The 16,863-nt window shown below is 64.0% G+C and carries 18 protein-coding genes; 9 read left to right on the top strand and 9 right to left on the bottom strand.

What is annotated here, in order from left to right; all coding sequences use genetic code 11:
• Window positions 1-83 precede the first annotated feature (83 nt).
• Window positions 84-1,289, bottom strand: a complete 1,206-nt coding sequence (locus BKY27_RS04000) for an aminopeptidase P family protein (protein WP_071673151.1) — start codon at window positions 1,287-1,289, stop codon at window positions 84-86.
• 183 nt (window positions 1,290-1,472) lie between these two features.
• Here BKY27_RS04000 and BKY27_RS03995 point away from each other — a divergent pair, with 183 nt between their 5' ends.
• The 5 genes from BKY27_RS03995 to rpe all read left to right on the top strand — a co-directional run bounded on the left by BKY27_RS03995 (window position 1,473) and on the right by rpe (window position 7,031).
• A complete protein-coding gene (locus BKY27_RS03995) occupies window positions 1,473-2,417 on the top strand; it encodes an ABC transporter permease (RefSeq protein WP_071673150.1) in 945 nt (314 codons plus the stop codon).
• Window positions 2,414-3,238 (top strand): ABC transporter permease, encoded by an 825-nt coding sequence (locus tag BKY27_RS03990; RefSeq protein WP_071673149.1) that lies wholly within the window; start codon window positions 2,414-2,416, stop codon window positions 3,236-3,238. The genes BKY27_RS03995 and BKY27_RS03990 overlap by 4 nt, the downstream gene beginning before the upstream one ends.
• Window positions 3,235-4,821 (top strand): ABC transporter ATP-binding protein, encoded by a 1,587-nt coding sequence (locus tag BKY27_RS03985; RefSeq protein WP_071673148.1) that lies wholly within the window; start codon window positions 3,235-3,237, stop codon window positions 4,819-4,821. Before BKY27_RS03990 ends, BKY27_RS03985 begins: the two co-directional genes overlap by 4 nt.
• 4 nt (window positions 4,822-4,825) lie before the next feature.
• The gene (locus BKY27_RS03980) at window positions 4,826-6,271 is read left to right on the top strand and encodes an aldehyde dehydrogenase family protein (RefSeq protein ID WP_071673147.1); all 1,446 of its coding nucleotides are present in this window, start codon (window positions 4,826-4,828) and stop codon (window positions 6,269-6,271) included.
• 67 nt (window positions 6,272-6,338) lie between these two features.
• Window positions 6,339-7,031: a ribulose-phosphate 3-epimerase gene (gene rpe / locus BKY27_RS03975; protein WP_071673146.1), complete on the top strand. Its 693-nt coding sequence runs from the start codon at window positions 6,339-6,341 to the stop codon at window positions 7,029-7,031.
• On the opposite strand, the gene BKY27_RS03970 is transcribed toward rpe, so the two are convergent.
• Both BKY27_RS03970 and BKY27_RS03965 read right to left on the bottom strand, forming a co-directional pair.
• A complete protein-coding gene (locus BKY27_RS03970; protein WP_071673145.1) occupies window positions 6,977-7,489 on the bottom strand; it encodes a globin domain-containing protein in 513 nt (170 codons plus the stop codon). The two genes, rpe and BKY27_RS03970, sit on opposite strands and share 55 nt — an antisense overlap.
• A 46-nt stretch (window positions 7,490-7,535) precedes the next feature.
• Complete coding sequence (locus BKY27_RS03965) at window positions 7,536-8,789, bottom strand: urate hydroxylase PuuD (protein ID WP_071673144.1); 1,254 nt, start codon at window positions 8,787-8,789, stop codon at window positions 7,536-7,538.
• 117 nt (window positions 8,790-8,906) lie between these two features.
• On the opposite strand from BKY27_RS03965, the gene BKY27_RS03960 reads away from it, so the two are divergent.
• Window positions 8,907-9,809, top strand: a complete 903-nt coding sequence (locus BKY27_RS03960) for a LysR family transcriptional regulator (protein ID WP_071673143.1) — start codon at window positions 8,907-8,909, stop codon at window positions 9,807-9,809.
• 105 nt (window positions 9,810-9,914) lie between these two features.
• On the opposite strand, the gene uraH is transcribed toward BKY27_RS03960, so the two are convergent.
• Window positions 9,915-10,271 carry a hydroxyisourate hydrolase gene (uraH, locus tag BKY27_RS03955; RefSeq protein ID WP_071673142.1) on the bottom strand — a complete coding sequence of 119 codons (357 nt, stop codon included), beginning with the start codon at window positions 10,269-10,271 and terminating at the stop codon, window positions 9,915-9,917.
• A 147-nt stretch (window positions 10,272-10,418) separates the two neighbouring features.
• Here uraH and puuE point away from each other — a divergent pair, with 147 nt between their 5' ends.
• The 3 genes from puuE to BKY27_RS03940 are packed head-to-tail and all read left to right on the top strand — an operon-like array spanning window position 10,419 to window position 13,853.
• Window positions 10,419-11,831: an allantoinase PuuE gene (puuE, locus tag BKY27_RS03950; protein WP_071673141.1), complete on the top strand. Its 1,413-nt coding sequence runs from the start codon at window positions 10,419-10,421 to the stop codon at window positions 11,829-11,831.
• Entirely contained in the window at window positions 11,831-12,316 is a 486-nt protein-coding gene (locus BKY27_RS03945; protein WP_071673140.1) for an ureidoglycolate lyase, read from the top strand. Before puuE ends, BKY27_RS03945 begins: the two co-directional genes overlap by 1 nt.
• A 55-nt stretch (window positions 12,317-12,371) precedes the next feature.
• On the top strand, window positions 12,372-13,853 hold the full coding sequence (locus BKY27_RS03940; protein WP_071673139.1) for a uracil-xanthine permease family protein: 1,482 nt from the start codon (window positions 12,372-12,374) through the stop codon (window positions 13,851-13,853).
• A gap of 85 nt (window positions 13,854-13,938) precedes the next feature.
• Here the strand turns inward: BKY27_RS03940 and BKY27_RS03935 are convergent, their stop codons facing one another.
• The 5 genes from BKY27_RS03935 to BKY27_RS19875 all read right to left on the bottom strand — a co-directional run bounded on the left by BKY27_RS03935 (window position 13,939) and on the right by BKY27_RS19875 (window position 16,861).
• Window positions 13,939-14,757 (bottom strand): bifunctional allantoicase/(S)-ureidoglycine aminohydrolase, encoded by an 819-nt coding sequence (locus tag BKY27_RS03935; RefSeq protein ID WP_071673138.1) that lies wholly within the window; start codon window positions 14,755-14,757, stop codon window positions 13,939-13,941.
• A gap of 131 nt (window positions 14,758-14,888) precedes the next feature.
• Window positions 14,889-15,524 (bottom strand): urease accessory protein UreG, encoded by a 636-nt coding sequence (gene ureG, locus BKY27_RS03930; protein ID WP_071673204.1) that lies wholly within the window; start codon window positions 15,522-15,524, stop codon window positions 14,889-14,891.
• Window positions 15,518-16,165 carry an urease accessory protein UreF gene (locus BKY27_RS03925; RefSeq protein WP_071673205.1) on the bottom strand — a complete coding sequence of 216 codons (648 nt, stop codon included), beginning with the start codon at window positions 16,163-16,165 and terminating at the stop codon, window positions 15,518-15,520. The genes ureG and BKY27_RS03925 overlap by 7 nt, the downstream gene beginning before the upstream one ends.
• 4 nt (window positions 16,166-16,169) lie before the next feature.
• Window positions 16,170-16,640 carry an urease accessory protein UreE gene (locus tag BKY27_RS03920; RefSeq protein WP_071673137.1) on the bottom strand — a complete coding sequence of 157 codons (471 nt, stop codon included), beginning with the start codon at window positions 16,638-16,640 and terminating at the stop codon, window positions 16,170-16,172.
• Window positions 16,637-16,861, bottom strand: a complete 225-nt coding sequence (locus tag BKY27_RS19875; protein WP_146636163.1) for a hypothetical protein — start codon at window positions 16,859-16,861, stop codon at window positions 16,637-16,639. The genes BKY27_RS03920 and BKY27_RS19875 overlap by 4 nt, the downstream gene beginning before the upstream one ends.
• Window positions 16,862-16,863 lie beyond the last annotated feature (2 nt).

The following is a 16,863-nucleotide window of genomic DNA, read 5'->3' as shown; positions in this document are numbered from 1 at the left end:
AGGCCCGGCTTTCTGAAAAGTGCTCTTCCGGTGTACGGGGGGTGTACGGGGGGTGTACCGGGGGTGCACGCCCGGCGACGGCCTTATTTGACCACGTTGAACCCTGGTCCATAGGGATAGCCGGTGATGTTCTCGGCCCCGTCCTCGGTGATGATCAGGATATCGTGCTCCCTGTATCCGCCCGCACCGGGCTGGCCTTCGGGGATGGTCAGCATCGGCTCCATCGAGATCACCATGCCCGGCTCCAACACCGTGTCGATATCCTCGCGCAGCTCCAATCCTGCCTCGCGCCCGTAGTAGTGGGACAGCACTCCAAAACTGTGACCATAACCGAAACTACGGTATTGCAGCAGGTCTCTCTCGGCAAAGAAGTCATTGATTTTATGAGTGACTTTCGCACAACTCGCGCCCGGCTTCAGCAGGCTCATCCCGTATTCATGGGCCCCCACATTGGCCTCCCAATAGGCCAGAGAGGCGGCGTCCACCTCTTCCACGAACATCGTCCGTTCCAACGCGGTATAATAGCCCGAGATCATCGGGAAGGTGTTGAGGCTCAGGATATCGCCCCGCTCCAGCACCCGGCCCGTCACCGGGTTGTGCGCGCCATCGGTGTTGATCCCCGACTGGAACCAGACCCACGTGTCGCGATATTCGGCATCGGGGAACCGCCGGGCGATCTCCGCCTCCATCGCATCGCGCCCCGCCATCGCCACGTCGATCTCTCTAACACCTTGTTTTACAGCGTCTTTGATGGCGTATCCGCCCACGTCGGCAACCGCAGCACCGGCCCGGATCAAGGCAATCTCGGCGGGCGATTTGCGCATTCTTTGCTGCATGGTCTTCGCCGCGATATCCATCTCGGTCGATGGGGCCAGAAAGGCCCTCAGCTTGTCCTGCTGCGCAAGGGTCAGGTGATCGGCCTCGAAACCGATAACCTTTCCTTTACCTGCGACGTGTAAAACGGCCCGCCAGAAGTTGTCGCGCTGCCAGTCGGTGTAGGTGATGTTGTCGGTCGCGGATCGCCGCCACGGCTGGCCCGCGTCAATCCCGGCGCTGATCGTCACCGCCTCGCGCGCCGTCACCACCAGCCCGTAGGGCCGCCCGAACGCGCAATAGAGAAAACCCGAGTAATAGGCGATATTGTGCATCGACGTCAGCACCACGGCCTCGACGCCGCTGGCGTCCATGATGGTGCGTAGCCCCATCAGGCGATCGTCGTATTCTGCCTGCGAAAAGGCCAGCACGGCCTTGTCGCCATTATGCAGGCGGTAGAATTCGGGACGGTCCATGGGAAGTTCCTTCATATGACCAAGGCCCCGGCGTACAGGGCGGTCGCGGGGAGGGCCCGCCGGCAAGCGGCCTAGCCGCCGGGGCGACGCCATCGCCCCTGCCTGACCTTCCGATAATCCAGAAACGTGCGTCGTGGCAAGTCCCCTCTGGCGCACGCGAATTGCCCCGTCTAACGTCACCCCATGTTGCGCTATATCCTCGGTCGCCTTGTCTCGCTGAGCCTCAGCCTGATCGTCGCCAGCCTCGTCATCTTCACGGTGATCGAGGTCATTCCCGGCGACCCGGCGGCGTTCATGCTGGGATTGAATGCCGATGACAGCACGGTCGCCGCCCTGCGCGCCGACCTTGGCCTCGACGGGTCCAGGGCAGAGTGCTACGTCGCGTGGATCACCGGAATGGTGCAGGGCGATTTCGGCACCTCCTACACCTATCGCGTCCCGGTGGCCGACTTGGTGGCCGACCGGCTGTGGGTGTCGCTGCCCCTTGCCGTTCTGTCGCTGATCCTCTCGACTCTGATCGCCTTTCCCATCGGCCTGATCGCAGCTGCCAACCGTGGCCGGGCGGCCGATTACGGGATCATGGGCGGCACCCAATTGGGCATCGCCGTGCCCAATTTCTGGTTCGCCATGCTGCTTGTGCTGGTCTTCGCGGTCAATCTGCACTGGTTCAACGCAGGTGGCTTTCCCGGATGGGGCACGCCGATCATGGCCCTGAAATCCCTCGTCCTGCCCTCGATTGCACTGGCCCTGCCGCAAGCCGCGATCCTTGCCCGCGTGATGCGTTCGGCCCTGATCGAGACCTTGGCGCAGGATTATATGCGCACCGCCCGCGCCAAGGGGCTGAGCCGCCGCCAAGCGGTGCTGCGCCACGCCCTGCGAAACGCCCTGATCCCGGTTCTGACCATCATCGGGCTGCAATTCTCGTTCCTGCTGGCGGGGGCGATCATCATCGAAAACGTGTTCTTCCTGCCCGGCCTCGGGCGCCTGATCTTTCAGGGCATCACGCAGCGCGATCTGGTGGTGGTGGAATCCGTCACCATGCTGTTGGTCTTCGCCGTGATCGTGGTGACCTTCCTTGTCGACATCGCCTATGCCATCGCCGACCCCCGGCTAAGGAGGCGCGGATGATCCGCCTGCCCGTCCCCCTGACGATCGGCGCTGTCCTGTCCGCCATCTTCCTTGCCATGGCACTGCTCAGCTTTGCCTGGACCCCGCATGACGTGGAACAGCTGGTCATCGCCGACCGGCTGCAACCCGCAAGCGGGCAGTTCTGGCTGGGCACGGATCAGTTCGGGCGTGACCTGTTGTCGATGCTCATGGTCGGCGCGCGGGTGTCGCTGGCGGTGGCGCTGGTCGCCGTGGGCATCGGCGTTGCCCTCGGCGTGCCGCTTGGCCTTGCGGCGGCGGCCACGCGCGGCAGCCTGCTGGACGAGGTGATCATGCGCGGCAACGACCTGATCTTTGCCTTCCCCAGCCTTGTCATCGCCATCCTGATCACCGCCGTGTTCGGCCCCTCCGCCTTCAACGCGATCATCGCCATCGGCATCTTCAACATACCCGTCTTTGCCCGCGTCTCGCGCGGCGGCGCGCTCAGCCTGTGGACGCTGGACTACATCCTGGCAGCCCGTGTCGCGGGCAAGGGCAAGGTCCGGATCAGCGCGGAACATATCCTGCCCAACATTGCCAACCTGCTGATCGTGCAGGCCACGATCCAGTTCTCGCTTGGCATTCTTGCCGAGGCGGCGCTGTCCTATGTCGGCCTGTCGGTTCAGCCGCCCACCCCCAGTTGGGGCCGGATGCTGGCCGATGCCCAGACCATGATCTACACCCACCCGATGCTGGCCGTTCTGCCGGGGCTGGCCATCGTGCTGATGGTGTTGGGGCTGAACCTGATGGGTGACGGGCTGCGCGACCTGCTGGACCCCCGGTTGAGGAGGCAGCGCCAATGATCAGCGTTGACCACCTGTCGCTGTCGATCCACGGCACGCCCATCCTGCGGGATGTCAGCTTTGCCATGCAGCCGGGCCGCACCTTCGGGCTTGTCGGAGAAAGCGGCTCTGGCAAGTCGATGACCGCGCTGGCCCTGATGCAACTGTTGCCCGAGGGGTTTCAGACCAGCGGGACGGCCAGTCTTGACGGCATCAACCTGCTCGACCGCCCCGAGGCCGAGATGTGCGCCCTGCGCGGCAATGAACTGGGCATGATCTTTCAGGAACCGATGACCGCCCTGAACCCGGTGCGCCGCATCGGCGATCAGGTTGCGGAAACCCTGTGTATTCACGGGGCCGCACCCCGCCGGGACGCATTGAAGATGGCGCGTCAAAAGCTCGACCGCGTTGGCCTGCCGCAGATCGCCCTCGACCGGTATCCGCACGAATTGTCTGGTGGCCAGCGTCAGCGCGTGTGCATCGCCACCGCCATTGCCCTGCGCCCCCGGCTGCTGATTGCGGATGAGCCGACGACCGCGCTCGACGTCACAACGCAGGCGCAGATCCTCGACCTGCTTCGCGGTCTGGTCGAGGAAGAAGACATGGCGCTTTTGCTGATCACCCATGACCTCGCCGTGGTGGCGGACATGGCCGACCATGTGGCGGTGATGAAGGCGGGCGGGATCGTCGAACAGGGCACGACCCACGACGTGCTGAGCCAGCAAACACACCCCTATACCCGCGCGCTGTTTGAAGCGTCCGATCACCAGCCCCGGCGATCCACGCCTGACATGGACACGGGCGGCGAGGCCCTGCTGCGGGTGACGAACACCACGCGCCACTATCCCGGCCCGCGCATCGGCCTGTTTCGCCGGGGCGCTCCCGTTCGGGCCGTCGATGGCGTCAGCCTTGGCTTGCAGACGGGCGAAAGCCTTGGCCTTGTCGGCGAATCCGGCTGTGGCAAGTCCACGCTGACCCGCGCGATCCTCGGTCTCGATCCGATTCAGGGCGGCGACATCCGCGCCCTTGGCTACGCCGTCTCGCCCCACATGCCGCGCGAAAACCGCGCTGGCATTCAGGTGGTGTTCCAAGATCCGTACGGCAGCTTCAACCCGCGCTGGACGGTCGAGCATCTGGTGGCCGAGCCCTATCACCTGCTGCCCGAAGCGCCGCAACGGGATGAGCGCCGCACACAGGTGGCGCAGGCGTTGGAGGCGGTCGGGCTGCAATCGTCGGATATGGACAAATACCCGCACGAATTCTCGGGCGGCCAGCGGCAGCGCATCGCCATTGCGCGCGCGCTGATCACGCATCCAAAAATTCTGGTTCTGGACGAGGCGGTGTCGGCCCTCGATGTCCGCGTCCGCGCCCAGATCCTTGATCTTCTGGCCGATCTTCAGGCCCGGATGGGCCTGTCCTACCTGTTCATTTCCCACGACCTGACCGTGGTGCGCGCCATCACCGACCGGGTGCTGGTGATGCAGGCGGGCAAGATCGTCGAGGAAGGGCCAACACGCCGCGTTTTCGAAGCGCCGGACCATCCCTACACTCGGGCCTTGCTGGCGGCAGCGCCGCGCCTGCCCGATTATGCAAGAAAGGACTGACCCCATGCAGCTCTGGTTCGACACGGCCGAGGTATTCATCGGCGGACGCTGGTTCCTGCCCGCAAGCGGAGAGACCCTGCCGCTGGAAAACCCTTCGACCGGCGAGGACATCGGCCGGATCGCCCGCGGCACCGCGGCGGATATCGACAACGCCGTCACCGCCGCACAAGAGGCGTTGGAAGGCGAATGGGGCGCGATGACCGCTGCCGAACGGGGCCGCGTCTTGATGCGGCTTTCGTGGCTGATCTCGAAAAAGGTCGATGAGCTTGCCGAGATCGAGGCGACTGACGTGGGCAAACCGCTGACGCAGGCCAGAAACGATGCCATCGCGCTGGCCCGCTACATGGAATTCTACGGCGGCGCAGCCGACAAGGTGATGGGCGAAACCATCCCCTATCTCGATGGCTACACCGTCTACACCCTGCGCGAACCGCATGGCGTGACCGGCCATATCGTGCCGTGGAACTACCCGATGCAGATCATCGGACGCTCGGTCGGCGCGGCGCTGGCCATGGGCAATGCCTGTGTTCTGAAACCGGCGGAAGAGGCTTGCCTGTCGGCGCTTGCCTTTGCCGATCTGGCCCGGCAGGCGGGCCTGCCCGACGGTGCCTTGAACGTGGTGCCGGGTCTGGGGGAAGAGGCCGGCGCAGCCCTGACGGCGCATCCCGGTGTCAACCATATCTCCTTTACCGGCTCGGTCTGCGTGGGCCGCGAGGTGCAGAAAGCTGCGGCGGACAACATTGTGCCGGTGACACTGGAACTGGGCGGCAAGTCCCCGCAGGTGGTGTTCGAAGATGCCGATCTGGAAAAGGCCCTGCCCTTCCTTGTGAATGCGGGCATCCAGAACGCCGGTCAGACCTGCTCCGCCTCGTCCCGCATTCTGGTCCATGAGAGCCTGTATGATGAACTCTGCATTCACATGGCAGCGGCCTATGACGCGTTGCGCGTCGGCCCGGCAATGGACGATCTGAACGTCGGCCCGCTGATTTCCGCGCGGCAGAAAGAGATCGTGCTGGGTTTCCTGACCCAGACCGACAACAACCACATTCTGAGCCGCGGCGAGATCATGGAAGACGCCCCGGCAGGCGGGCACTATGTGGCGCCCACGCTGATTTCCGGCATCAGACCGGATCATCCGTTGGCACAGGATGAGATTTTTGGCCCCGTTCAGGTCATTATCCCGTTCCGCGATGAAGACCACGCGGTCGAGATTGCCAACAGCACCAATTTCGGGCTGGTCGCCTCGGTCTGGTCGCGCGATGGGGCCCGGCAGATGCGGATGGCCAGAAAACTGCGGGCGGGACAGGTTTTTATCAACAATTACGGCGCGGGCGGCGGGGTGGAACTGCCCTTCGGCGGTGTCGGCCACTCGGGCCACGGGCGCGAAAAGGGGTTCGAGGCGCTCTACGGCTTCTCGGTGCTCAAGACCGTCGCGGCCCATCACGGGTGAATGCCCGCTTGAACTGCCGCAAGGGCGGGGGTAACCCCGCCCTACGTCTTTTGCAGAGGAAGCTGCCATGTCCTTCGACCGTTCCATCAAGATCGCCCCGTCGATCCTGTCCGCCGATTTCGCCAATTTCGGAGTAGAGATCCGCGCGATCGAGGATCAGGGCGCAGACTGGGTGCATGTCGATGTGATGGATGGGCATTTCGTGCCGAACCTCACCTTCGGCCCGCCCGCCGTCAAAGCGTTCCGTCCGCATGTCAAAACCTTCATGGACGTGCACCTGATGATCGCCCCGGTAGATCCCTATATCGACGCCTACGCCGAAGCGGGCGCCGACATGATCACCGCCCATGTCGAGGCCGGCCCACATATCCACCGCACCCTTCAGGCCATCAAGGCCACCGGCAAGATGGCGGGCGTCAGCCTGAACCCCGGCACGCCGCTGGACAGCATCGAGCATGTGCTGGACCTTGTGGACATGGTGCTGATCATGACGGTGAACCCCGGCTTCGGCGGACAGAAATTTATCGACAGCGGTGTCGAAAAAACCCGACAGCTGCGTCGGAAAATCGGTGACCGTCCGATCCATATCCAGATCGACGGCGGCGTGACCACGCAAACCGCGCCGCTGGTTGCGGCGGCGGGGGCCGATGTTCTGGTGGCGGGATCCGCCGTCTTCAAGGGCGGCTCGGTTGCACACCCGCAGGTCTACGGCGACAATATCCGCGCCCTGCGCGCGGCGGCTTCGTCAGCAGCGGCCTGAGCGGTCAGTCCGCCGCCTTCCAGTTTGGCTTGTGCCGACAGGAACATTGGCAAAAAGCGATCGAAAGCAGCCTGCCAACTGCCCCGCATGTCCGGGGTGAACGCCGCGCCAAGGCAATCGTCGAACGCGGCCAGAATGGCCTTGGCCATATGGCCCATTTCCCGCGCCCCGATCCGATAGCGCAGATGCGACCGCGCCAGCCGTTCTGCCAGAAGCTCCAACTCCGCTTGCGAGGACATGGCCCGCACGGTCAGGGACAGGGCCTGTGTGATCTTGGCGCGCTGTCGCGTCAGGTTCGACTGGAACAAGGCGCGCGCCTCTGGCTCCAACACAAAAAAGCGGTCATAGACCCGCTTGGCAAATTCGGCCTTCTTGCAAAAGACAAGCGCGAAACTCTGCCCGATCAATTCGATCTGGACAGGGGAAAGCGGACGTGGCGGCGCGGCAAGGTCACTCATGTCCCCACTCTAGGCGGCGTCCCCTTTCAGGACTCTTAACGCGGCCTCAGTTCATCGCAATTCCAAGCGTCGTGCCCTCGGCCGCATTGCGATACCAGCGGCGGATCAGTGCCCGTTCCTCCACGTCCATGTAGGACACATTGGCCGGTGGCATCGCCTGCGTCACCCCCGCCTGCAAGTAGATTTCGCGCGCGGCACGGGCGATATCGGCGGGCGTTTCCAGCAAGATGCCCCGCGGAGCCTGCCGGATGCCGGGCCAAGACGGCTCTCGCGCATGGCACATGGCGCAGCGGCCCGGAATGGTCCAGCTCACGTCCTGAAACCCGTCGGCGGCCATCAGCATTTCTTCTCGCTGCGTCAACGCGCGGGCCTCGGACTCCTCGTAGGTGTCGTGCTCGCTGCCGGCGGTCGACAGCCACGCGATGCAGATGAACAAGATCACCGTAACCGCCCATGTCCACCACGGCATCCCCTTGCGCGCATGCATCGAGTTGAAGAAATGCCGGATCGTCACGCCCATCAGGAAGACTAGCGCCGCGATGATCCAGTTGTAGTCCGTGGCGAAGGCCAGCGGGTAGTGGTTGGACAACATCAGGAACACGACTGGCAAGGTCAGGTAGTTGTTGTGGGTCGAGCGCAGCTTGGCGATCTTGCCGTATTTCGGGTCGGGCTTGCGGCCCGCCTTGAGATCGGCCACCACGATGCGCTGGTTCGGCATGATGATGAAGAACACGTTGGCCGTCATGATCGTGGCGGTGAACGCCCCCAGATGCAGCATCATTGCACGGCCCGTGAAGATCTGGTTATAGCCCCACCCCATGGCCACCAGCAGCACGAACAACAGCAGCATCAGCAGCGTCGGTTTCTCGCCCAAACCCGATTTGCACAGGAAATCATAGATCAGCCAGCCCACGGTCAACGACGCGGCGGATATCAGGATGCCCTGCCACACCGCCAGATCCGCCTTGGCCGGGTCGATCAGGAACAGTTCCGCCCCGGCCCAGTAGACCAGCATCAGCAAGGCCGCCCCCGAGAGCCAAGTGGAATAGCTTTCCCATTTGAACCATGTCAGGTGATCGGGCATCCGCTCCGGCGCGACCAGGTATTTCTGAATATAGTAGAACCCGCCGCCATGGACCTGCCATTCCTCGCCATCCGCCGGGCCGGGGATGTTGCGGTTCAAACCGAGATCGAGCGCGATGAAATAAAAGCTCGACCCGATCCATGCGATTGCCGTGACGACGTGTAGCCAGCGCACGGCGGTCTCCAGCCAATCCCACATGATCAGGAAGTCCTGCATCCCTCGGTCCCTCGTCTCTTGAATGATGTCTGCTCGATCTTACCCCTATCGCAGCGCGCCGTTACCCAGTATTGCAAGAAATTACCCAGCTGTTTCAAAAATTGGCTAAGAATTGGCATGGCCTACCTGGATAACATCCGAACGTTTGTGCGCGTTTTCGAACTCGGCTCAATGTCGGCTGCCGCGCGCGACCAGCGGATTTCGGCCGCAGTCGCGTCGTCGCGCATTTCGCAGTTGGAGGAGCACCTGAACGTGCGCCTCTTCCTGCGCACCACGCGGCAGTTGAACCCGACCGAACAGGGGCTGATCTTCTATCGCGGGGCCTGCAAGATCCTTGAAGCGGTGGATGAGGCCGAGGCCGAGATCAACAAGGTCACCCTCACCCCGCGCGGCACGCTCTACGTCGCCGCCCCGCTTGGCATCGGGCGGCGGCTGGTGGCGCCCGCTGTGCCGGGGTTCAAGGCGCAGTATCCGCTGATCGACATCCGCCTGCGCCTGTCGGACCGACGGCTGGACATGGCCAAGGAAGGGCTGGACGTGGCCTTTTTCCTTGGCGTGCCGGAAGACAGCACCATGCGCATCCGAAAGATCGCCGATTGCCCGCGCGTTCTGTGCGCGGCGCCGGATTACATCGCGCGCAAGGGCATGCCGCGCACCGGCGCAGACCTGACCGGCGGCAAGCATGACTGCCTGAACCTGCGCTATCCCGGCGCGCCGGAATTCCAGTGGCCGCTGCAAACCGCAGACGGGGTGCGGCGCTTTGCGGTGAAGGGGCCCTTCGAATCCGACGATGGCGATGTGTTGACCGGATGGGCGCTTTCAGGTCAGGGGATCATCCTGAAGCCGGTCTTCGAAGTGGCCGATCACCTCGCCTCGGGCGCGCTGGTCCAAGTTCTGGACACCGAACCGCCGGTTCCGATCCAACTGGCCTGCCTTTACATGCACCGACGACGCCAAGACCCCAAGGCGCGGCTCCTCATCGACTATATGGCCGAACATATCCGCAAGGAACTGCCCTGAGCGTCCCCGCCATCACCGCTTCTTCTTGGCAAAACCACTCTTGAGGGACGGGGCCAGCCCCCGGCGGGACGGCGGGCAGCTCACCGCGCGCCCATCACCGCCGCCTCAGCTTCCGCGGTAGGTCGAATACCCATAGGGCGAGAGCAGCAGCGGCACGTGATAATGGGCCTCGGCATCCGACATGCCGAACCGGATCGGAACCTCGTCCAGGAAGAGCGGTGCCGCACCGTCCTGTCCGGTGGCGCGCAGGTAGTCGCCCGCGAAAAACACCAGCTCATACGTGCCGGTGCGGAACGCGTCCTGCGGCAGGATCGGGCTGTCGGTGCGGCCATCTGCATTGGTGGTCATCTCGGCCACAGGCAGCCGCCCGTTCCCGTCGATCGCGTAAAGCGTGATCCTCAGCCCCGCCGCCGGGCATCCCCGCGCGGTGTCGAGCACATGGGTCGTCAAGTATCCGGCCATCGCCTGCCCTCCTTGGTTTCATCCCGTTATGCCGTCTTGTGAAACAGGCTGCATTGGCTTCCAATCTACAGCAGTTTCAAAAATCTTAAGAAAGTAAAACGCGATTTTCTCGCCTAGAGTGTCGCAAATCCAGAAAGGTCAAGTTTAGTGACACGGTACGCCAGAGACATGCGCGGCTACGGCCCCATTCCCCCCGATCCCAAATGGCCCGGAGGCGCGAAGATCGCGGTGCAGATCGTTCTCAACTACGAAGAGGGCGGCGAGAACTGTGTTTTGCATGGCGACGCCGCGTCCGAGGCCTTCCTGTCCGAGATCGTCGGAGCCGCGCAATGGCCCGGCCAGCGGCATTGGAACATGGAATCGATCTACGAATACGGCGCCCGCGCAGGGTTTTGGCGGCTGCATCGCCTGTTCACCGGCATGGGCCTGCCGCTGACCGTCTACGGCGTCGCCACCGCCCTCGCCCGCAGCCCCGAACAGGTCCGTGCGATGCAATCGGCCGGGTGGGAGATCGCCAGCCATGGGCTGAAATGGGTTGAACACAAGGACATGCCCGAAGCCGAGGAGCGCGCGCAAATTGCCGAAGCGATCCGCCTGCATACCGAGGTGACGGGCGAGCGTCCGCGCGGCTGGTATACGGGGCGCTGTTCGGTCAACACCGTGCCGCTCGCGTCCGAGGCGGGCATGGACTACGTCGCCGACACCTATGACGACGACCTGCCCTACTGGAAGCGGTTGAACGACACGGACCAGTTGATCGTGCCCTATACGCTCGACTGCAACGACATGCGATTTGCGACGCCGCAGGGGTTCAATTCGGGCGATCAGTTCTTCGCCTATCTCAAGGACACGTTCGACGCGCTTTATGAAGAAGGCGAGGCCGGGTCGGCCAAGATGATGTCGGTCGGACTACATTGCCGCCTGATCGGGCGACCGGGCCGCGTGATGGCGCTGAAGCGGTTCCTTGACTATGCCGCCAGCAAGCCAGACGTCTGGTTCGCCCGCCGTATCGACATCGCCGAGCACTGGGCACGGATGCACCCGCCCGTGCCGCGCCTGCGCCCATCAGAGATGACACGCGACGCGTTTGTCGCGGCCTATGGCGGTATTATCGAGCATTCGGCGTGGATTGCCGAGCGGGCATGGGATCTGGAGCTTGGACCCGCCCATGATTGCGCGGCGGGTGTTCACAGCGCGTTGGCCCGTGTGTTCCGGTCCGCAAGCGATGACGAGCGCCTCGCAGTTCTGCGGGCCCACCCCGACCTGGCGGGCAAGCTTGCCTCGGCCGGACGCCTGACGGCGGAATCGACCGCGGAACAAACCGGCGCGGGCCTCGACATGCTGACCGATGACGAGCGCGACGCCTTCACACGGCTCAACACAGACTATGTCGACACGCACGGGTTCCCTTTCATCATCGCGGTGCGCGACCACGACAAGACCAGCATCCGCGCGGCCTTTGAACGGCGCATCGGCAATGACAGCGCGACAGAGTTCGCGGAAGCCTGCCGACAGGTCGAGCGGATCGCCGAAATCCGGCTGAAGGATCTGTTGCCGTGATGACGCTCAACCCACGCCCCCTGACGCAAGCAGCATTCGCGGCCTTCGGGGACGTGATCGACCTGAAGGACGCGCCTGACAAGATCATCAATCAGGGCCATTGCGGGCGGCACCACGATCTGGCCACGCTCGATTTCACCGATGGCCGCGCCGGGATCAGCCTGTTCGATGCCGATGCGCGGCACCTGCCCTGCACCGTCGATATGGTGGAACGCCATCCGCTCGGCTCGCAGGCCTTCATTCCCCTCACCGGAACACCGTTTCTGGTGATCGTGGCCGAAGACGATGACGGCACGCCCGCTCGTCCACAGGCCTTCGTCACCCAATCCCGCCAGTCCGTGAACCTCCATCGCGGTGTCTGGCACGGGGTGCTGTGCCCGCTCGGAGAGCGCGGGCTTTATGCCGTGGTCGATAGAATTGGCCCCGGTGACAATTTGGAGGAGCATTGGTTCGACACGCCGCTGAGGGTCGGGGCAATGAACTGAACCCGCCAACAAAGAGCGGGGAAACCAGCATGGTCCAACAGAAGGAAGACAAGTGATGGCTGACACGTCAATCGGCACCGCAGAGCAACTGCGCGATCCGAACTATATGCCGCCCCTCGCCAAGGCGGTTCCGCTCGGCATCCAGCATGTGCTGGCTATGTTCGTTTCCAACGTCACCCCGGCAATTATCGTTGCCGGTGCCGCGGGCATCGGCTTCGGGTCCGATCAGGGGGCGCTCGGCTTTCCCGACATGAGCTATATGATCCAGATGTCGATGCTGTTTGCGGGCATCGCCACGCTGATCCAGACCATCGGCTTCGGGCCCGTGGGCGCGCGGCTGCCCATCGTGCAAGGCACGTCCTTTGCCTTCGTGCCGATCATGATCCCCGCCGTGGCGGGCCTTGGGGCCGCCGGTCTTGGCGGCCTGATGACCGGGGTATTCCTTGGCGGTATATTCCATTTCTGCCTTGGTTTCATCGTGGGTCGCATCCGCTTTGCGCTGCCGCCGCTGGTCACCGGGCTGATTGTCCTGATGATCGGGCTGGCGCTGATCAAGGTGGGCATCCAGTATGCTGCCGGGGGCGTTCTGCGCTACAACCCGGCGCATCTGCAAACCGCCGCCGGAGCCGCGCAAACCGCGGTTGAATTGTCCGACCGCAATGCAGGCATGGCTGCTGGCTTTGGCACGCTGCAATACTGGGGACCGGCGCTTGTCGTGGTCGCGGTGACGCTGCTGATCAAGTTCTTCACCAAGGGCTTCCTGTCTATCGCCGCCGTGTTCCTCGGCATCGTGGCGGGCTACATCGTCGCCCTGCTCATGGGTCAGGTCAGTTTTGCCAATGTCGGCAACGCCGCGCTCTTTCAGGTGCCAATGCCGTTCCACTACGGGTTCGAAATCAACTGGGCCATCGTGATCGGCATGTGTTTCATGGCGGTCGTGTCTGCGATCGAAACCGTGGGCGACACCAGCGGCATCACCAAGGGCGGCGCTGGCCGGGAAGCCACCGACGAAGAAATTCAGGGCGCGACTTTTGCCGACGGCCTGGGCACCGCCATCGCGGGCGTCTTCGGCGGCCTGCCCAACACCTCGTTCAGCCAGAACGTCGGCCTCGTCGCCATGACCGGCGTGATGAGCCGCCACGTTGTGACCATCGGCGGCCTGTTCCTGATCGTCTGCGGCTGCATGCCCGTCGTCGGTGCCATCATCCGCACCATGCCCGAGCATGTTCTGGGCGGCGGCGTGATCGTGATGTTCGGCATGGTCTGCGCCAGCGGCATCAACATGCTGTCGGACGTGACCTGGAACCGCCGCAACATGGTGATCTTCGCAACCTCTCTGTCGGTTGGCTTCGGCCTGCAACTGGTGCCCGAGGCGCTGCAACATCTGGGCCGCACGGCGCAGATCCTGCTGACCTCTGGCCTGTTGCCGACGGCGGCGCTGGCCATCATCCTGAACCTCGTCCTGCCGCACGATCTGGCCGGAGACGAGCCGGATGAGGCCCGCAGCACCCCCGGCCACGGAGAAGGCGCTGTTTAACTGGCCCCTCCCCAGCCCCGAAAAGAAGGGCCGCGCCAGTTTCCAGCGCGGCCCGTTTCATTTGATCAGGGGGCAGACGGAACCATCACAGCGTGGGATGGCGGTTCACGTCCTTGTAGAGCAGGTAGCGAAACGGCCCCGGCCCGCCCGCGTAGCACGCCTGCGGGCAGAAGGCGCGCAGCCACATGAAATCGCCTGCCTCGACCTCGACCCAATCGCGGTTCAGCCGATAGGCCCCCTTGCCTTGCAGAACGTATAGCCCGTGTTCCATGACATGGGTTTCAAGGAAGGGGATCACCGCGCCGGGATCCAGCGTGACAATGGTCACATGCATGTCATGGCGCAAATCGTCGTGGTCCATGAAGCGGGTCGTGGCCCATTTGCCCTCGGTATCGGGCATCGCGGTGGGCGCGATGTCGGCCTCGTTGACAACGAACGCCTCGGGCGTGCCAAGGCCGTCAATCGCCTCAAAGGCCTTGCGCAGCCAATGGAACCGCGCGGGTGCGTCGCCGGTGGCCCGCAAGGTCCATGCCGTGCCCGCCGGGATGAAGGCGAAGCTGCCGGGGATCAGGTCATGTGCCGTGCCGTCGATGGTAACGGTCATCTGCCCCTCGACCACGAACAGTGCCGCCTCGGCGCGCGGGTCGGTCTCGGGGCGGTCGCTGCCCCCGCCGGGCTGCACCTCGGCCACGTATTGCGAAAAGGTTTCGGCAAAGCCGGACAGGGGCCGTGCGATGACCCAGAACCGCGCCTTGTCCCAAAATGGCAAAAGCGAGGTAACGATATCGCTGAAACAGCCGCGCGGGATGACCGCGTAGGCTTCGGTGAACACCGCGCGATCGGTCAAAAGCTGGGTCTGCGGCGGCAGGCCGCCCTTGGGGGCATAGTAGGAACGGGGGGACATGGCGGCAGGGCTCCGATTATCAATCACGTGTCGCTATCAAAGCCCATGCCGCGCGCCGACGCCACCGTCAGCCCCCTTCGAAAAGCGTGAAGCATTGACTGGCAGAAGCTGAAAATCCGGGCCTTGACCGTTCAAGCGTCCACCGGGGCCGTTTCTGGTAGCCCGCCGATCCGGGCAATCTGGGCGACAATGCCCTCGACCCCCTTGCGATGGCGAAGCTGTGCAAAAAGGAAAGGCCGCCCGGCCCGCATCCGCGTGGCATCGCGGTCCATCACATCAAGACTGGCCCCGACATAGGGCGCAAGGTCAGTCTTGTTGATGATCAGCAGGTCCGATCTGGTGATTGCAGGCCCCCCCTTTCGCGGAATTTCTTCTCCCGCCGCCACGTCGATGACGTAGAGCGTGAGATCGGCCAGTTCCGGGCTGAAGGTCGCCGACAGGTTGTCGCCACCGCTTTCGATGAAAACCACATCGAGGTCGGGGATGCGCCCGGTCAGCTCGGCGATGGCGGCAAGGTTGATCGAAGCATCTTCGCGGATCGCCGTATGCGGGCAGCCGCCGGTTTCAACGCCCACGATCCGCTCTTGCGGCAGAACTTGCAGGCGCATCAGCGCCTCGGCGTCTTCCCGTGTATAGATATCGTTGGTGATAACGCCCACGGACCAGCGGTGGCGCATGGCCTCGCACAGGGCGGCGGTGAGGGTGGTCTTGCCAGCGCCGACAGGGCCACCGATGCCGACACGAAGGGGGCCGTTCATGCTCATGATCTGAAAATCCTCGAATACAGGGTTTCGTGGCGCATCGACGCGATATCGGCAAGGAAGCTGGCGCTGCCGATATCGTCGGGCGTGTCTTGAAGGGCCTGCGATGCGAGGGCGGGGCATTTGACGGCAAGCCGCGAGAGCGCCGCCTGCCCCGCCGTCTGCCCAAGCGGCACGATGCGAATGGCGGCGGAGATGAGGTTAGCGGCGAAGGCATGCAGGTAGAGCGTGGCGACGGTTTCGACCGGGAACCTCTGCAAACGCGCGGCGCAACCCACGGCAACGGCATAGGTCAGGTCCGGCAGATCGCCGCCCCAGATGGCGCGCGTGGTTTGGGCAAAGGACTGGCCCTGCTGAACAGTTTCCAACAAACGCTCCTTGGAGGGTGCAAGGGCACGGGCGAGCGCATCGACCGCCGCCAGTTCGTGGCTGTCCTCGGCATGAAATGCTCTGCCCAACAGGGTCACGTCCACACGCGGGCCGCCATGGGCCAACACATCGCCGATCCACCCCTCGACCTGTGCCGCATTCGTCACCCGCCCCTCGGCCACCGCCTGCTCCAGCCCATGGCTATAGGCAAACGCCCCGACCGGATAGGCGGGTGAGAACCATTGCGTGAGGGTCAGAAGGGTCGCAGGGTTGGTCATCGGATCAATGGGCATGGCCGTGGGCGGTGTGGCCATGGTCGTGGCTATGGGTGCGCCCGTGGCCATAGGCCCCGCCCTCGGGGGTGAAGGGTTCTTCGACTGACCGGGTCGCGGCCCCCAGCCGGGCCAGCATATCCGCGATGACATGGTCACGCTGGATCAGCAGGCGACCGGCCTCGATCTGGCAGGGCGTGTGGCGGTTGCCGACGTGCCAGGCAATTCGGGTCAGGTCGGATGCGGTGACTTCCAGCAACGGTTCGGGCGCGGCCTCGACCGTGATTTCCCCCTCTGCTGTAATTAGCACCCCGCCATGATCGAGCGAAGTGGTCTTGGGCAGGTCGACCAGCAAAGACCGCCCGTCTGTCAGAGTCAGAACCTTGCGGCGCAGGAACCGGCCTTCGTAGTCGAGCCGGACTGTGCCAACCGGGGCGGTATGGGCATGGCCGTGATAGGCGGTGGCGGTGAATTGGGTCATTGCAGAACCTCGACAGGAGCAAATTCGCCGGGCAGTGCCCGACCGCGGGTGGGCGCTGCAACGGCAGTGGTCAGCACTTCATCGCGCCGCCGCATCCGCCACTGAAGCGTCGTGCGAACGTCACCGAAGCACCCGTCCGATGGGGCGGTCGGGCGCTGCCCGGCGGCGCGCAGGGCGTGCCTTGAGTCCGGGTGGGTGCCTATGATGACAACGTCCCGCATTG

The organism is Nioella nitratireducens (genome assembly GCF_001879715.1).
Classification (GTDB): Bacteria; Pseudomonadota; Alphaproteobacteria; order Rhodobacterales; family Rhodobacteraceae; genus Nioella; species Nioella nitratireducens.
The sequence above is the reverse complement of the archived record's forward strand: the minus strand, read 5'-3'. Positions and strand labels throughout refer to the sequence as shown.